14 protein-coding genes are annotated in these 15,980 nt (G+C 71.8%); 9 read left to right on the top strand and 5 right to left on the bottom strand.

The features are described 5' to 3' along the window. The first annotated feature begins 10 nt into the window (after positions 1-10). Positions 11-991 (top strand): manganese catalase family protein, encoded by a 981-nt coding sequence (locus HP550_RS10985; RefSeq protein ID WP_175347710.1) that lies wholly within the window; start codon positions 11-13, stop codon positions 989-991. A gap of 67 nt (positions 992-1,058) precedes the next feature. On the opposite strand, the gene HP550_RS10990 is transcribed toward HP550_RS10985, so the two are convergent. Next, positions 1,059-1,556, bottom strand: a complete 498-nt coding sequence (locus HP550_RS10990) for a flavodoxin domain-containing protein (protein WP_175347711.1) — start codon at positions 1,554-1,556, stop codon at positions 1,059-1,061. A gap of 236 nt (positions 1,557-1,792) precedes the next feature. Here HP550_RS10990 and HP550_RS10995 point away from each other — a divergent pair, with 236 nt between their 5' ends. Then, on the top strand, positions 1,793-2,302 hold the full coding sequence (locus HP550_RS10995) for a pyridoxamine 5'-phosphate oxidase family protein (protein ID WP_175347712.1): 510 nt from the start codon (positions 1,793-1,795) through the stop codon (positions 2,300-2,302). A gap of 42 nt (positions 2,303-2,344) precedes the next feature. Here HP550_RS10995 and HP550_RS11000 read toward each other — a convergent pair whose 3' ends face one another. Further along, complete coding sequence (locus HP550_RS11000) at positions 2,345-3,745, bottom strand: hypothetical protein (RefSeq protein ID WP_175347713.1); 1,401 nt, start codon at positions 3,743-3,745, stop codon at positions 2,345-2,347. A 191-nt stretch (positions 3,746-3,936) separates the two neighbouring features. Further along, positions 3,937-4,446: a hypothetical protein gene (locus HP550_RS11005; RefSeq protein WP_175347714.1), complete on the bottom strand. Its 510-nt coding sequence runs from the start codon at positions 4,444-4,446 to the stop codon at positions 3,937-3,939. 130 nt (positions 4,447-4,576) lie between these two features. Between HP550_RS11005 and HP550_RS11010 the strand changes: the two genes are divergently transcribed. The 6 genes from HP550_RS11010 to HP550_RS11035 all read left to right on the top strand — a co-directional run bounded on the left by HP550_RS11010 (position 4,577) and on the right by HP550_RS11035 (position 11,727). Continuing rightward, complete coding sequence (locus HP550_RS11010) at positions 4,577-5,005, top strand: MarR family transcriptional regulator (protein WP_175347715.1); 429 nt, start codon at positions 4,577-4,579, stop codon at positions 5,003-5,005. Next, positions 5,002-5,988 (top strand): zinc-binding dehydrogenase, encoded by a 987-nt coding sequence (locus HP550_RS11015; RefSeq protein WP_343048126.1) that lies wholly within the window; start codon positions 5,002-5,004, stop codon positions 5,986-5,988. Before HP550_RS11010 ends, HP550_RS11015 begins: the two co-directional genes overlap by 4 nt. A 184-nt stretch (positions 5,989-6,172) precedes the next feature. After that, positions 6,173-9,358, top strand: a complete 3,186-nt coding sequence (locus tag HP550_RS11020; RefSeq protein WP_175347716.1) for an NAD(P)-binding protein — start codon at positions 6,173-6,175, stop codon at positions 9,356-9,358. Between the two features lie 5 nt (positions 9,359-9,363). Further along, positions 9,364-10,392, top strand: a complete 1,029-nt coding sequence (locus tag HP550_RS11025) for an ABC transporter substrate-binding protein (RefSeq protein ID WP_175347717.1) — start codon at positions 9,364-9,366, stop codon at positions 10,390-10,392. Continuing rightward, a complete protein-coding gene (locus tag HP550_RS11030) occupies positions 10,370-11,149 on the top strand; it encodes an ABC transporter permease (RefSeq protein WP_175347718.1) in 780 nt (259 codons plus the stop codon). Before HP550_RS11025 ends, HP550_RS11030 begins: the two co-directional genes overlap by 23 nt. Further along, complete coding sequence (locus HP550_RS11035; RefSeq protein ID WP_175347719.1) at positions 11,146-11,727, top strand: ATP-binding cassette domain-containing protein; 582 nt, start codon at positions 11,146-11,148, stop codon at positions 11,725-11,727. The genes HP550_RS11030 and HP550_RS11035 overlap by 4 nt, the downstream gene beginning before the upstream one ends. 12 nt (positions 11,728-11,739) lie before the next feature. On the opposite strand, the gene HP550_RS11040 is transcribed toward HP550_RS11035, so the two are convergent. Then, positions 11,740-12,168 carry an SRPBCC family protein gene (locus HP550_RS11040; RefSeq protein WP_175347720.1) on the bottom strand — a complete coding sequence of 143 codons (429 nt, stop codon included), beginning with the start codon at positions 12,166-12,168 and terminating at the stop codon, positions 11,740-11,742. Between the two features lie 114 nt (positions 12,169-12,282). On the opposite strand from HP550_RS11040, the gene HP550_RS11045 reads away from it, so the two are divergent. Continuing rightward, positions 12,283-14,622, top strand: coding sequence for a hypothetical protein (locus HP550_RS11045; protein WP_175347721.1), 2,340 nt, complete (start codon positions 12,283-12,285; stop codon positions 14,620-14,622). A gap of 65 nt (positions 14,623-14,687) precedes the next feature. Here HP550_RS11045 and HP550_RS11050 read toward each other — a convergent pair whose 3' ends face one another. Then, positions 14,688-15,908 (bottom strand): ROK family protein, encoded by a 1,221-nt coding sequence (locus HP550_RS11050; RefSeq protein WP_175347722.1) that lies wholly within the window; start codon positions 15,906-15,908, stop codon positions 14,688-14,690. Between the last annotated feature and the right edge of the window lie 72 nt (positions 15,909-15,980).

Below are 15,980 nucleotides of genomic sequence, written 5' to 3' on the forward strand. Positions count from 1 at the left end.
GGGGAACGCCATGTACCTGCACGTGCAGCGACTCATCAACGACATCGAGGCCGACGAGCCGGACCCGGCAGCCGCCAACGCGCTCCAGGAGGGGCTCGGGGGTCAGTTCGGCGAGATGCGGACGATGATGCAGTACCTGTTCCAGAGCATCAACTTCCGTGGCCCGAAGGGGAAGCCGTACCGCGACCTGCTCCAGGGGATCGGCACGGAGGAGATCAGTCACGTCGAGCTCATCGGCACCACCATCGCGCGCCTCCTCGACGGCTCCCCGCGGTACAACGGCAAGAAGTCGGACCCGCTGGACAAGCCCGGCGCCGGCGGTGCCACGCCCCTGGAGTCGGCGCTGGACCAGGGCAACATCCACCACTACCTGGTGGCGGCCCAGGGCGCGCTGCCCGTGGACTCCGCGGGCAACCCCTGGTCCGGCTCGTACGTCTACAACTCCGGCAACCTCGTGCTCGACCTGCTCTACAACCTGATGCTCGAGTCGACGGGCCGCCTGCAGAAGTGCCGGATCTACGAGATGACCGCGAACAAGACGGCCCGGTCGACCATCTCCTACCTGATCGTGCGCGACCAGGCCCACGAGAACGCCTACGCCCGCGCCCTGGAGACCCTCGGTGTGAACTGGGCGTCGGTCCTGCCGATCCCCAAGACCAACGCGGAGAAGTTCCCCGAGGTCAAGAAGCTGGTCGACCTCGGCCTCCAGAGCAAGCAGTACACGTTCGACCTGACCGCGTCCTCGGAGGCGGGCAAGATCTTCCAGGGGATGTCCCCGTCGAAGGACGGCACCGAGCTGGACGCCACGGAGCAGGCCCCGGGTGGCGTCCCGTCAGTGATCGCCGAGGAGCGGTACGAGGAGTTCTCGCCCGGCCTCGACACCGACCTGCTCGCACTCATCCAGGCCACCGCGGACCTGGAGATGGCGGAGATGCAGCCGCCTCTCTACGCCCCGGTCCCGGCGACCACAGCCTCGAAGCGGGCCGGCTGAGCGCGGCTGCGAGCCGATGCCGGCACCACGGTGCCGGCATCGGCGAGGTGCGGACCGGTTCTCCGGTTCAGCGCAGCGTTGCGCTGAGCTCGCCGTCGACCTCGTCGACCCAGCGGGCGACGTGCTCAGTGTCCCGCCAGTCACCCGACATGGTCTTGGCCATCGCGCTCGCGGGGAAGCCCGCGGCGTCGGGCTCCAGTCGCCCGCCGAACGTCTGGACCCCCCGGGCCCCGATCCGTGCAGCCGCGTCCTTGACGTGCGCCACGGGTGCGAGCGTTCCCTCCTGCGCCGTCCCGTCGAGCGGTCCCGTCGCGACGAGCCACACCGGCAGCGCGGACAGTCGGTCGGCCTGGCGCTTGACGAGCCTGCGCGCGTCCTTGTGCCAGCGCCCCGCGTAGAGGGCTCCCGCGACGATGACCGCGTCGACGTCGCCGAGGTCCGCGACCTCGGCGGCCGGGCGCACGATCGTGTCGTACCCGTGCTCACGCAGGTCGTCACCGATCAGCTCCGCCAGACCTTGGGTGCCGCCCCTGGACGTCCCGTAGGCCACCAGTACCTGTGTCATGTTGTCCTCCGTCCGACGACGCCCCCGCGCACGTGGCGGGCACACCCCGATCGTCGATCCAGCGCCCCACCCGAGGCAGGGCCGGAAGTCCCTTGCCCCTCGTGGGCAGCCCCTCCGCCGGGGACCTTCTGCCCTACCGGCCCGCGCACGCCGGCGACACCCTGGACGGACGACGGCACGCGAGCACCCCGCGGCGAGAACGCCGCACGCGCGGGCCGCGTGAAGGGACGAGGACGATGAACGAGAACGGGTCGGCGCGCCGACCGACCACCGAGGACGTCTGGCAGGCGATCGAGCACGCGTCGTTCGCCGTGCTGAGCCACCTCACACCGTCGGGCGAGCCGCGGTCCAGCGGGGTCGTCTACGTGGCGACGGATGGCCGGATGTACGTCGCCGTGGCCCCCGACAGCTGGAAGGCGCGTCACCTCGCGGCCGACGGACGCCTCGCCGTCACCGTGACCGTCCGTCGAGGCGGGCTGCTGTCCCTCGTCTTCCCCATCCCGCCCGCCACGGTGAGCTTCCACGCGACGGCGGTCGTGCACCCCGCCGGGGCCATGCCGGACTCACCGAAGAAGCTCACCTCGCTCGTCCCGCCCGAGCGCCGCGCCGAGTGCCGCATCATCGAGATCGAGCCCGTGGGGCAGTTCCTCACCTACGGCGTCGGCGTCTCCCTCAACGACCTGCGCAGCCCCACGGCGGCTCGCGCCCGGGTGCCCGTCGCGGCGATGCACGGGGCGTCGTCGTAGGGCGACGCCGTCGGAACCTCCGCCGACGAGAGGCATCGGGTCTCACGGATCGCGCTCGCCGCGCAGGACGGAGATCAGCGGCCGCTGGATCGGAGCGGGCAGGACCTCGACGTAACGGATCCTGGCGTCCTCGGTCAGCCGGTAGAAGCCGATCCGCGCCTCGAACGCCATCGCCCTGAGGGCCGCAAGGAGCGCCGGCGAGGGAGCCGTTCGCGGCGTGCCGAGCAGCTCGTTCGCCAGCTCGTCCAGGCATGCGCCGACGAACCGGTCCACCGCGTGGAACTGGTCGATCGATCCCGTGTTGATCATGGCGACCGTGCACGCCCGGGTGCGGACGTTGTCGAGGTGGCGATCGACGAAGACCAGGGTGGCGGCGTTCAGCGCGAGCCGACCCCGCTCGACCGGGGTGAGCCGGCCGTACGTCGTCGTGATGCCGGCCGGGTCGCCCCGGACCAGCGAGTCGTAGAACCAGGTGATCCGCGGGCTGTTGTCCGGGTTGAGCTCGGCGGTGTACGCCGGCACCGAAGGTGCCCCGAGGGCCCTCCGGACTCGCTGCCGGGCCGGCTCGCTCAGCGGCTGGAGGAGCGTCTCCACCATGCTCGCGGCGGCCGCTTCCGTGCGCTCCGCCACCGGGAGCCGGATGATCACCAGGATCGCGTCGTCCACCTTCGAGGCGTCGGTCCCCGCTGCGGTCAGCAGCCCGAACAGCTGGTCCAGCCGCGGGCTGCTGGTGAGGTTGAACCCGTCTGGCCGCGTGTGCCTGTCGACCTGGCCCCGGAACGTCGCGTTGGTCCAGTACGCGGCCTGGAGGTCCCGGTAGGCGTTGGTGGCCGGCGCCGGGTTGGCGGCGCTGGCGCCCACCAGCAGGGTGCGGATGTCCCCCGCCCGGCGGTCGGGGGTGAGACCTCCGAACCGCTGGTCGTACGGGTCGACGAAGTAGGCACGGAACTCGTCCTTGTAACGGTCGAAGCTCCCGCTGTCGGTGCTGGTGCCGGGGTGCTCGCCGTACGAGGCGACGAGCGTGTGACTGGTCTCGTGGACCAGGGTGCTGGCCAGCGTGCGCGCCGGGTACTCGGTGCCGTCGGAGGAGTGGCCGCGGATCAGGGCGACGCCGCCTTGTATCGTCCCGCCGACGTCGGGTTCGAACACGCGGGTCCCCGCCGGCATCGGCGACCCCGCGGTCCACGCGGGCTGGGTGACACCGGTGAAGAAGTACTCCCGGGTTCCCGTGGTGCCGAGCTGGGTGGCCATCGCGGCCGAGTCGGATCGCCGCGTCATCGGGGTCCAGGTCAGGCGGGGCGACGGGCCCGTGTAGAGCTGGGCGGTGTTGCGGACGGTCGCGTTGGTGCTGCGCAGCATCTCCTGGAGCTGGGCGCTCATCCGGTTCTGCGTGCTGACGGCGTCGGCGATCGCGGCGGCGACCGCCGGAGCGGGCGCGACCACCGGGGCAGCCTGGCGCTGGAGGACCGGTGGCGGTCCCTGAGCCTGCGTGGTCAACCACGCCCTGGTCGCCGAGTTGCCCGCCTCCCGCTGCATCGTCCAGACCGGGTCGAACCGTCCTGCTGGCGACCTCCTGGGTTCCGGGCTGCGCAACCGCCGACCGGGGGTGTCGTCGGGTCGCCGGTGCGCGTCCTTCATGGCAGGCGGGCGAGGTCGAGGATCTGATCCAGGCGGGCTCGCCACTCGGCCTCCGCGGCACGCTCGAGCCGGAAGCCCAGGCGGACGACGTGGTCCCCGCGCTGCCAGAACCGGAATCGCGCCTGCTGGCCCTGCAGCTGGGTGTCGCGCACCGGGTGCTGATGGCCGTCGACGGTCGTGGTGAACGTGCGCACCGCCCGCGGGAGCGACAGGAACTCCAGGTGCCGCTCACCGTCGCTCTGACCGGGCTCGTCCCGGACCTCCTCGACGGTGGTGTCGGACAGACTCCGCTCGAGGTCGAGCAGGGTGGTCGGCGTGAGCAGGCTCGCGTCGCCGTCGACGACGGTCAGGACCGCGACACCCGGCTGCGGGACCCAGTACCACGCGGCGCCGTCGACGGCCCCGGGATCCGCCGACAGAGCGGCCCCTTCGGGCAGGGCGAGCTCCAGCGGGCCGAGGACGGTCGGCAGCTGCTGGATCACCACGTGCGGGTCAGCGCCCGGCATGGCACCCAGCATGCGGGTAGGGGGCATCCCTGACGAGAGCCTTTCGGGCACGCCTTCGTCCCGATCGGGGCCACCCGCCGACGAGTGCATTACTCGGAATATAGTTTCCTCACCCCGAGTTGGAGCTCCTGTGGACTTCTTCGACTCTCTGGTGCGGTACGAGACCTTCCTGTGGAACGAGCTGGACGACCGGCTCCAGGCCGGCGGTGGGCCGTCGTTGGGGACGTTGTCGGCGTTGCGGGTCGTGCGCCGGCACGCGGGTTCGTGCCGGGTGCAGGAGATCCGGTCCGAGCTCGGGATCACCGTCGGCGCGGCGAGCAAGCTGGTGGACCGGCTCGAGCGCGACGGCCTCGCGGTGCGCACCGCACACCCGACCGACCGCCGCTCCTCGCTGGTGACGCTGACCTCGGCCGGAGACACCGCGCACGACGAGGGTGTGCGCTTGATCGAGGCCGCTCTCGCGGACCACGTCGACGGCGTGGACCTCGCGGAGGTGAGCTCCACGCTCGTCCTGCTGCTGGCGAGGCTGACCAAGCCCGTCGCGGCGGTGGCCTCGTGAGCGCCCCGGCCACCATGCGCGCGGTCGTCGTCGACAGCCCGGGCGGCCCGGAGGTGCTCACCGTCCGGGACGTGCCGGTGCCCCGGGCGCAGCCGGGCCAGGTGCTCGTGCGGGTGCACGCGTTCGGGCTGAACCGCTCCGAGCTGCACTTCCGGCGCGGCCAGGCCTCCTTCGGGTCCTACCCGCGCATCCCCGGGATCGAGGCCGCCGGGGTCGTCCAGGACGCGCCCGGTGGCGAGCTGGCTCCGGGCACGCAGGTCGTCACCCTGATGGGTGGGATGGGCCGCACGATCGACGGCGGCTACGCCCAGTACGTGCTGGTCCCCGCGGCCCAGGTGATCCCGTTCACCAGCGACCTGCCCTGGGACGTCCTCGGTGCGATCCCGGAGATGCTGCAGACCGCCTACGGCACGCTCGCCGTCGGCGTCCGACCCACGGCCGGGCAGAGCCTGCTGGTGCGGGGCGGCACCTCCTCGATCGGCCTGACCCTGGCGGTGCTCGGCAAGATGCAGGGCCTGACCGTGCTGTCCACCACCCGCTCCCCTGCTCGCACGGCTCTGCTGGACAGCGTCGGGGTCGACCACGTCCTGATCGACGACGGCACCATCGCCCCGGCCGTGCGCGAGCCGTACCCCGACGGGGTCGACGGCGCCGTCGAGCTCGTCGGCGTGAACGTCATGCGCGACACCCTGCGCGCCGTGCGCAGCGGAGGCACCGTGTGCTTCACCGGCATGCTCTCCGACCAGTGGACGATCCCGCAGTTCTACCCGATGGACTGGCTCCCCAACGGCGTGCGCCTCACCGCCTACTCCGGTGAAGCAGCAGACCTGCCCGCGCCCGTCCTGCAGGACTTCCTCGACGCCGTCGCCGACGGTCGCGCACGCGTCCCGGTCGGGAAGGTGTACACCCTCGACGAGATCACCCAAGCCCACACCGACATGGAAGCCGGGACCACCGGCGGCAAGGGCGTGGTCGTCCTGTAATCGCTCGACGCGTCGCCGACTCACCCGCTCCCGAGGCCCCCCACCTGGGCAGAAGGTCCCGGGGTAGCCCTGCGGGGCGGACCTAGTGTCCGCCCTGTATCCATCGTCGAGGACGACCGATGGAGTCGTGCCAGCGTCGGCACCCGGCCCTCGTTGCACCGAGTCACACCTGTGGAGGTCTGGCGTGCGCGAGGTGTCCGACGGCGACCGGTTCACCGTCACGGTAGACAGTCGTGAGATCGAGGTCCTCGACGGGCTGACGATCCTCCAGGCCCTGGCCAACGAGGGGATCGACGTCCCCTCCCTCTGCCACGACATCCGGCTCAAGCGGTCGAACGGCAGCTGCGGCCTGTGCGTCGTCGAGCTCGGAGGGCCGGCCTCGCGGGACGTGAAGGCGTGCCGCACCCCCGTCACCCCCGGCATGGTGATCACCACGCAGTCGCCGCGCCTCGAGGCCTACCGCAAGGTGCGGCTCGAGCAGCTGCTCTGCGACCACAACGCCGACTGCGTGGCACCGTGCGTCGTCGCCTGTCCGGGCAACGTCGACATCCAGACCTATCTGCGCCACGTGGCGGACGGCAACTACGAGGCCGCCATCCGCGTGATCCGGGACCGGAACCCGTTCCCGTCGGTGTGCGGCCGTGTGTGCCCCCACCCGTGCGAGGCGGAGTGCCGGCGCAACCTCACCGACGAGCCGGTCGCCATCAACGCCGTCAAGCGGTTCGCCTCCGACTGGGACATGGGCCGTGAGACGCCGTGGATCCCGCGCGTCGCGGAGCCGACGGGCAAGCGGATCGCCGTCGTCGGCGCCGGACCCTCCGGCCTGTCGGCCGCCTACTACAGCGCGCTCGCGGGCCACGCCGTGACCGTCTACGAGAAGCAGGACCACGCCGGAGGCATGACGCGGTACGGGATCCCCGAGTACCGCCTGCCCAAGACCACGCTCGACGACGAGATCGGCATCATCCAGGCCATGGGTGTCCAGATCGTCACGGGCCACGCGCTCGGCACGCATCTGCGGCTGGAGGACCTGCGACGCGACTTCGACTCGGTCTACCTGGCGATCGGCTCCTGGCGCGCGTCGCCGCTGCGGGTCGACGGCGAGACCCTCGACGGCGTCTGGCTCGGCATCCACTACCTGGAGCAGGTCACCAAGGGGGTCGAGGTCCCGCTCGGCGACGACGTCGTGGTCCTCGGCGGCGGCAACACCGCGATCGACTGCGCCCGCACCGCCCTGCGGCAGGGAGCCCGGAACGTCCGGATCGTCTACCGGCGCACCCGCGAGGAGATGCCGGCCGAGCCGTTCGAGGTCGAGGAGGCGCTGCTCGAGGGCGTCGAGATGGTCACCCTCACCGCGCCGACGAGGATCAGCGCCGGCGAGGAGGGCTTGCGGCTGCACTGCCTGACCATGGAGCTCGGCGAGCCCGACCGCTCCGGTCGTCGTCGGCCCGTCGCCGTCGAGGGCAGCGACTTCGTCATCGAGGCCGACGCGATCATCGGCGCCATCGGTCAGAGCACCGACACGGGCTTCCTGTTCAACGACCTCCCCGTGCGGCTCAACGAGTGGGGGGACGTCGACATCGACGGCCACACCATGCAGACGAGCGAACCGAAGATCTTCTCCGGCGGCGACTGCGTGACCGGCCCGGCGACCGTGATCCAGGCCGTGGCGGCGGGCAGGCGTGCGGCGAACGCGATGGACGAGTTCGTCACCCGCGGCTCCGTGCGCCCCAGCCAGGAGGACTACACGTGCAGCCGCGGGTCTCTCGAGGACCTGCCTCGCGCGGAGTTCGAGGACCTCCCCCGGCTCGCCCGCGCCACCATGTCCGCGCTCGTCCCCACGCAGCGGACCGCCAGCTTCGTCGAGGTCGAGCAGGGCTTGACCGAGGAGCAGGCGAGGGCCGAGGCCGGCCGGTGCCTGAGCTGCGGCTGCGGCACGCAGAACGCCTGCTCGCTGCGCCAGGAGGCCAGCGCCCACGACGTCGTGTTCGCGACCCCGTTGCACGTGCGCCCTTACGTCCCGCTGACCCAGGACCACCCCTTCATCGTCCGCGACGACAACAAGTGCATCTCGTGCGGGCTGTGCGTCGCGGCCTGCGCCGAGATCGAGGGCCCGGGCGTGCTGGCGTTCCAGTTCCACGAGGGTCGCCTGACCGTGGGCACCCACAACGGACAGCCCCTCGGACTGACGGACTGCGTCTCGTGCGGGCAGTGCGTGCGGGCCTGCCCGTGCGGCGCGCTGGACTACGTGCGCGAGCGGGGTGACGTGTTCACGGCCATCAACGACCCGGCGAAGGTCGTCGTCGGGTTCGTCGCCCCGGCGGTCCGGACCGTCGTCGCCGAGCACTTCGGCCTGCCGTTCGACGAGGCCTCCGCCTTCATCGCCGGTGTGATGCGCAGGATCGGCTTCGACAAGGTCTTCGACTTCACCTTCGCCGCCGACCTCACGATCATGGAGGAGACCACCGAGTTCCTGGGCCGGGTCTCCTCCGGTGGCGTGATGCCGCACTTCACCTCGTGCTGCCCCGGCTGGGTCAACCTCGTCGAGCGCCGGTACCCCGCACTGATCCCCCACCTGTCGAGCTGCAAGTCCCCGCAGCAGATGATGGGCGCGACGGTGAAGAACCACTTCGCCCAGCAGTCCGGCGTCAGCCTCGACGAGCTCTATGTGGTGTCGATCGTCCCGTGCCTGGCCAAGAAGTACGAGGCTGCCCGCCCGGAGTTCGCCCCTGAGGGTGTGCGCGACGTCGACGCCGTGCTCACGACCACCGAGTTCCTCGAGATGATCGAGATGCTGCGCCTCGAGCCGGCCGACATCACGCCCGCGGAGTTCGACGAGCCGTACCGGCGGGTCACGGGCGCCGGCATCCTGTTCGGCGCCTCCGGTGGCGTGGCGGAGGCCACGCTGCGGATGGCCGTCGAGAAGCTCACGGGCGAGCCGCTCCTCGACAAGCTCGACTTCGAGGAGGTCCGCGGCTTCGAGGGCATCAAGGAGACGACCGTGACCGGCGGCGGCGTGACCGTGCGCGTCGCGGTGGTCTCCGGGCTGAACAACATCGAGCCCCTCGCCCGCCGCATCGCCGCCGGCGAGGACGTGGGCTACGACCTCATCGAGGTCATGGCGTGCCCGGGTGGCTGCATCAACGGTGCCGGGCACCCGGTCCCCGGCAAGGTCGGTCAGATGGCGGCCCGGCAGAAGGTGCTGGTCAACATCGACCGCACCTCGTACCTGCGCAAGTCCCACGAGAACCCGGACGTGCTGCGGCTGTACGACGAGTTCTACGGGGAACCCAACTCCGAGACCGCCCACCACCTGCTGCACACCAGCTACGCCCCGTTCCGGGACGCGGCAGTCCCGACCGAGAGGTGATCCGGATGAAGCGCGTCGCAGGCCTCGCCGCCGCGGCGCTGTGCGCGAGCGGCCTCCTCGTCGGGTGCGCCGGCACCACGCCCGCGGCTGCGCCCACCACCGCTGCAACCACTGCTCCCACCGCAGCGCCGACGACCGTCCGCATCGCGTCGCTCAAGGGCCCCACGACGATGGGCCTGGTCCAGCTGATGAGCGAGGCGGAGGCCGGCGAGGGCTCCGGCGCCTACCGCGTGACGATGTACGGCTCGCCCGACGAGGTCGTCCCGCTGGTCGTGCGGGGCGAGGTCGATGTCGCCCTGCTCCCGTCGAATCTCGCCGCCGTCCTGTACAACAAGACGCTGGACGACGCCGACGCCCAGATCCAGGTCGCCGCGATCTCCACCCTCGGGGTCCTGGACATCCTCGAGGCCGGCGACACGGTGCACAGCATCGCCGACCTGGCCGGAAAGACCGTCTACGCCTCCGGCAAGGGCGCGTCGCCGCAGTACGTGCTCGAGCACCTGCTGACCAGCAACGGTCTGGACCCGGCGACCGACCTCACGATCGAGTACCGGAGCGAGCACACCGAGATCGCCGCCCTGCTCGCCACGACGCCGGGCGCGATCGCCCTGCTGCCCCAGCCCTTCGCGACGGTCGTCACGACGCAGAACCCGACCATCCGCAGCGCGCTCGACCTCACGGTCGAGTGGGCCAAGGTCAGCCCGGACTCCGAGCTGGTCACCGGCGTGGTGGTGGTCCGGACCGCCTTCGTCGCGCAGCACCCGGACGCCGTCGAGGACTTCCTGACCGACTACGAGGCGTCCACGCGGTTCACCAACGAGCACCGCGCCGAGGCGGCCGCCCTGATCGCTGAGGCCGGCATCGTCCCGGCGGCACCGATCGCCGAGGCCGCCATCCCCTCGTCCCACATCACCTTCGTCGACGGCACCGATCTCAGGACCCTGCTCGGCGGCTACCTCCAGGTGCTCTTCGACGCCGACCCGGCCTCAGTCGGCGGGAGCGTCCCCGGGGATGACTTCTATCTCCGCCGCTGAGGGCACGGCGACGCTCGCCCGGGGGGCGGTGCGCCCCCTCGCGGTCGTCGCGTTCTGGGTCGTCGTCTGGCAGGTGTCCGCGCTGGTCGTCGGCCACGAGGTCCTGCTGGCGTCGCCGGCCAAGGTCGTCGCCCGGCTCGGCGAGCTGAGTCTGACGGCGGACTTCTGGGCCACCGTCTGGACCTCGTTCGCCCGCATCGCCGGAGGCTTCGTGGCGGCGTCGGTGCTCGGCGTGCTCGGCGCGGCGCTCGCGGCCACGTCCCGGGTGGTCGACGCCCTGGTCACCCCGGCGCTCGCCGCGGTCCGCAGCACCCCCGTGGTGAGCTTCATCATCCTGGTGCTGATCTGGGTGAGCAGCGACCAGCTCGCGCTGGTCATCAGCTTCCTCATGGTGCTGCCCATCATCTACACCAACGTCCTGGAGGGCATCCGGCACCGCGACCGCGCACTCCTGGAGGTCGCCGACGTGTTCGGGGTACCGAGGCTGCGGCGGCTGCCCGCCGTGGACCTCCCCGCCGTCCTGCCGTTCTTCACCGCCGCCTGCCGCACCGGGGTCGGCCTGGCCTGGAAGAGCGGCATCGCCGCCGAGGTCATCGGCCTCGCCGAGGGCAGCATCGGCGAGCGACTCTACGAGGCGAAGATCCTGCTCAGCAGTGCCGACCTGTTCGCGTGGACCGCCGTGATCATCGCCGTGAGCTTCGGTGTCGAGAAGCTCCTGGTGACCGTGCTGCGGCGCACCGAGAGGCGCCTCGCGTGATCGCGCTCCGCGGCATCAGTCACTCGTTCGGCGCCGACGTGGTGCTCGACACGGTCGACCTCGACCTGGACCAGGGCCGCGTCACCGTGCTGACGGGCCCCAACGGGTGCGGCAAGACGACGCTCTCCCGCTTCCTGCTCGGCCTGGCCGTCCCCGACGCAGGTGAGGTCCGGGGACTGGAAGGCCGACGCCGCGCAGCCGTCTTCCAGGAGAACCGGCTGTGCGAGCAGCTCTCCGCCGTCGGCAACGTCCGCCTGGTGCTGCACCGCTCCGTCCCGTCCAGCGCGGTCGCTGCCGAGCTGCGCCGCGCCGGCCTGACCGACACCTGCCTCACCAAGCCGGTGCGCGACCTGTCCGGCGGGCAGCGGCGCCGGGTCGCCATCGTCCGGGCGGTCATGGCCGAGGCCGACCTCCTCGTCCTGGACGAGCCGTTCACGGGCCTCGACACCCTGGGCAAGGTCCAGGTGATGACCTGGGTCCGCGAGCGATGTGCCGGCCGGACGACGCTCCTGATCACCCACGACCTCGCCGAGGCCCGCTGGTTCGGTGCCCGGGTCGTCACGCTGGCGCGGGCCTGACCTCGCCTCGTCCTACGTCGTCGCGCTCTCTGCGGCCTGCTTGATCGCAGCGGCCTCCGTCTCGACGTACCGCCTGGTCAGCGACCGCGTCATCAGCCAGCCGGCCCCGGACATCGGACCCGACACGGTCAGAGCAAGGGTCAGCCGGCTCCCGTCGGGGTGCGGCGCGACCACGTGCGAGGCGGTGACGGTGACTCCGGGCGAGCGCGACTCCCAGGTGTACGACGACCCGTCCACCATCTCGGTCACGGTCCACACCGCTTCTGGCAGCCGTGGCTGCTGCAACCGCGTGCGGGACCCGACGGCCAGCGGCCCGTCGTCCAGACGCTCCACGGAGTCCACGGTCGGGATCCGCTCGGGCCAGCGCTCGACGTCGACGACCACCGCCCACACACGTTCTGGCGTGGCCGCGATGATGGCGGTGTGCTCCAGGCCGGGCATGCGCCGAGTCTAGTAAGGGCACCTGAGGCACTGACTGCCACCGCCGCCGCAGCAGGCCCGCCTCGATCGCGTGACCCCCTTGTCAGCGGCAGGGGCACGCGATTACCTGGGAAGGTGGTCCAGACTCCCCTGCGACTCGCCGCGGCTCATGCCGCTGAGTGGCGGGTCGACGCGGAGGACGAGCTCCGCGACGCAGTCCGAGCCTGCGTCTCGTCGGGCGACCCCGCGCAGGCGAGCGATGCGTGGGCGACCGTCGGCGACTACCTGTTCGACCGCGCCCGCCGGGGTGAGGCGTCCCTCGCCTACGCAGAAGCCTGGGTGCGGGCAGGCACGGACGCCGATCTGCTCGAGCGTGCCCTGCGTGGGCTCGTGTACACGCTCACGTCGCCCGACGACGCGGTCGCTCAGCTGGCGTCCCTCGCCGTGCTGGATCGCCACGGCCGTCGAGGCGAGCTGCCCGATCCGGCGGAGCACCTGCGCGGGGTGCGGATGTGGCCGTGGCAACGCCTGAGGGTGGCTCGTGCTCTCGGCAGCGATGCCGGGGCGCGAGCCGAGGTCGAGCGGTCGTTGCGGCCATGGCGGGGGCGTCTCCCGGCATTCGCGACCGACTTCGTGTCCGGGCGACTGCGGTTCGATGCGCCGGACCAGGTGTTCGAGTGTCTTCGCGAGCCGGCCCGTGCGAAGTCGTACCTGATGCGCGGTGCGGAGGGAGCGGTCGAGCGCGCGAACTCGCTCCTGCGCCGACGGATCGCGCTGCTCACGCTCCCGGTCATCCTCGTCTGCGTCGCCGTGACGGCACTCTCGGCGTGGCCGCACACCACCGCGGGCTGGGCGCTCGTGGTGGTCGTCGGCGCTGGGTACCTCGCGGCCGGCGCGTACGCGGTCCTGCTCCTCGCACGCCTCGCGCGCGGGGCCCGTCTCGAGCTGGAGCAGCTGACGTTCGTGGACGGCCTCACGAGCCCTACCCACGACCAGGCCTGTGCCATCCTGGCCGGCTTCGCCGAACGGCGTCGGCCGTTCGGGCTGCTGCTCAGGAGCTTCGGAACAGAGGCGAGCGAGCGGCTGGTTCCCCGGATCGAGGACGCCCGGACCGATCGCGCTCGCTGGGCGGAGGCGATGGTCGCCGCCGGAGCGCCGATGCAGTCCGCGCACGCCTACACCGGTGACGCGCCGCACTCCCTGACCCAGCTCCACGGCAGCTCGGCGCTCGAGCGCTGGCTCGCGGAGCCCACCGATCCGGCCGTCCCGTTCGTCACGGTCACCAATCCGGCCGCCCTCCGGGCGCAAGCCGTGCTCCCCCGCCTCGACGTCGCCTACGACGAGTGGGAGACCGCGGTCCTCCTGCTCATCTCTGCGGCCCGCGTGATCATCGTCGAAGCCGGCGAAGCCACCCCCGGAGTGCTCACCGAGCTGCAGTTCCTGGCGAGCCGTGGACGCGAGCCCGACACGGTGGTCGTGATCGGCACACCGCGGGAGGACCACTCCTGGGTGTTCGGCGCGCGCGGCGGGGACGAGCCGCTACCCTCGCCCGGCCAGCTCGCCGCAGACGATCCGGCCCTCGCGTCCTTCGCCCACATTCTCACCGAGGACGAGGTCCTGACGATCGGCTCTCCCGACGCCCTGGTCGCCGCAGTCCTCGACGTCAACGGCTCGCAGCGGGAGGCGGGGCTCGGCGTGGGCCTCCAGGCCGCGGTCCGGATGCTCGATGACGGCGACCTCGACGGTGCCCGCGACGGCTTGCTGCACCTCGTGACGCTCGCGCAACGGCAGCAGGAGCATGCCGTCGAGGCCGAGGCGAGCTTCCGGCTGGGCCTGGCGTACAACCGGCTCGGTGACGACGAGGGCGCGGTGCGATGGCTGAGGACGGCGTCGGACCTGGCGGCGCAGCATGGCCCGGCAGAGGTCGAGGGGCTCGCCGCCGCCAACCTCGGATCGTTGCTGATGCGGTCGGCCGCCCCGCAGGACCGTGACGAGGCGCTCCTGCGTCTCACGAGGGCCGTGTCCCTCCAGCGCACCCTGGACTCGACCTACGACCTGGCGTGGAGCCTGCGCAAGCTCGCCAGGCTGGTCGAGGGCGAGGAACACCTGCGGCTGGCCCGAGAGCGAGTGCACGTGGTCGACCTGCTACCCGACATCCACGATCGGTTCGACGCTCGCACGGATCTGGTCCTCGCTCTCGACGACGCCGCCCGCGCCGCGGACGACCCGACCAGCCTCCTCGCGACGGCCACCGAGGCTCTCGACGAGATGGGTCGGCTGGTCGACGACGGCGCCGACCAGGAGCAGCTGCTGGTCCTGCCCGTCCTGGAGGTGCGTATCCATGAGGCCGCGGGCCGGACCGAGCGCGCACTCGATGCCGCGCGACTCGCGCTCGTCCGCGCCGACGAGGCGGGTCACGAGGCGGTGCGTGCCGAGATGCAGGCAGCCGTGGCCCGTTTGTCGCGCACCGTCTGACCCCGGGAGATGCCGGCCGTGGCCGGTCAGAGCTGGCGGTCCAGCCGGACGGCCACCAGGACCGGTCAGCCGCTCTTCGCGGGCGAGATCTCGAGAGCGTTCTCGCGCACGTGGTCGAGCGCCCGCTTGACGGCCCCGACGGTCACGATGTCGCGACCCAGCTCCGACGCGAGGACCGCGATGCCCGGCGGGTCCACGTACCGGTCGAGCTCGTGGCGCACGAGCTCCAGCAGCGGTCCGCAGGACGCGGCGACGGCGCCGGCGATGATGACGCGCTCCGGGTCGTAGATGCTCGCGAAGGTGGCCACGACGCGCGCCAGGAGCGCCGCCACGTGCTCGATGACGCTGACCGCGAGGGGGTCCTCGTCCTCGGCCGCGAGGAAGACGCTCGCCGCGTCCAGCGTCGCTGGATCCAGGTCCTGCAGCTGCGACGAGCCGGTCTGCCCGTCCAGGCGGTGCAGCTGGGCGCGGGCGTCGTCGCGCACGAGCGCCGCGATGCCGTCGGCTGAGCCCACACCCTCGACGAAGTCCAGATAGCGCATCTCCCCCACGCCGCCATGGGCACCGCGCAGGAGGCGGCCGTCGTCGACGACGCCCGCCCCGAACCGCTCGCCGGCGAGCAGCGTGACGTGGCACCGGGCCCCGGCACCGTGCCCCCGCCAGTGCTCCGCCATGGCCGCGAGGTTCGCGTCGTTGTCGGTGAGCATCGTCCAGCCGTGCCGGTCGAGCAGGTGCCGGGCGATGTCGGGGTTCATCAGCTCCCAGAACGGGTTGTCCCGGAACGTGGTGCCGCCGTCACGGTCCACCGGCGCCGGCACGCCGACCGCCACGGCCAGCACGTTCGGCAGCGGCGCACCCGCGTCCGCCAGGGCACTGAACACGCTCTCCTCGATGAGCGCGAGCCGTCGGGCGACGGTCGCGTCCTTCGGCCCCACCGTGAGCACGGCGCTGGAGAGCGTGTCCCCTCGCAGGTCGGTCACGGCCGCGCTGATCCGGTGCTGACCGGCGTCGACGCCGACGACCACCCCGGCGCGGGCGTCGAACGCGTAGCGGCGGGCAGGCCGTCCTTTGCGGTGGTCGTTCCCGGTGCGCTGGCTCTCGAGCTCCGTGACCCAGCCGCGCTCGATGAGCTCGTCGCACACGTCGTGCACGGTCGCCCGGGAGAGCCCTGTGGCCTCGATCAACGCCGACCCGGTGACCTCGTCGACATCCCAGAGGTGCTCGAGCACCAGCCGCGCACTGGCATCGCGCAGGTGCCGCGACGCCACCGGAGTCCGGACAACCACTTGACCTCCTCGATCGACGGTGCCACTTTAATGGCAGGTCTTAAATTTAGGCCCTACATCAATGCGGAGGAA

It is taken from the genome of Cellulomonas humilata (genome assembly GCF_013359775.1).
Taxonomy (GTDB): Bacteria; Actinomycetota; Actinomycetes; order Actinomycetales; family Cellulomonadaceae; genus Cellulomonas; species Cellulomonas humilata.

Coding starts and splice junctions, on each gene's coding strand:
- HP550_RS10990 (WP_175347711.1), bottom strand. CDS start 1,556: ATGACACAGGTACTGGTGGCCTACGGGACGTCCAGGGGCGGCACCCAA.
- HP550_RS10995 (WP_175347712.1), top strand. CDS start 1,793: ATGAACGAGAACGGGTCGGCGCGCCGACCGACCACCGAGGACGTCTGG.
- HP550_RS11025 (WP_175347717.1), top strand. CDS start 9,364: ATGAAGCGCGTCGCAGGCCTCGCCGCCGCGGCGCTGTGCGCGAGCGGC.
- HP550_RS10985 (WP_175347710.1), top strand. CDS start 11: ATGTACCTGCACGTGCAGCGACTCATCAACGACATCGAGGCCGACGAG.
- HP550_RS11005 (WP_175347714.1), bottom strand. CDS start 4,446: ATGCCGGGCGCTGACCCGCACGTGGTGATCCAGCAGCTGCCGACCGTC.
- HP550_RS11030 (WP_175347718.1), top strand. CDS start 10,370: ATGACTTCTATCTCCGCCGCTGAGGGCACGGCGACGCTCGCCCGGGGG.
- HP550_RS11040 (WP_175347720.1), bottom strand. CDS start 12,168: ATGCCCGGCCTGGAGCACACCGCCATCATCGCGGCCACGCCAGAACGT.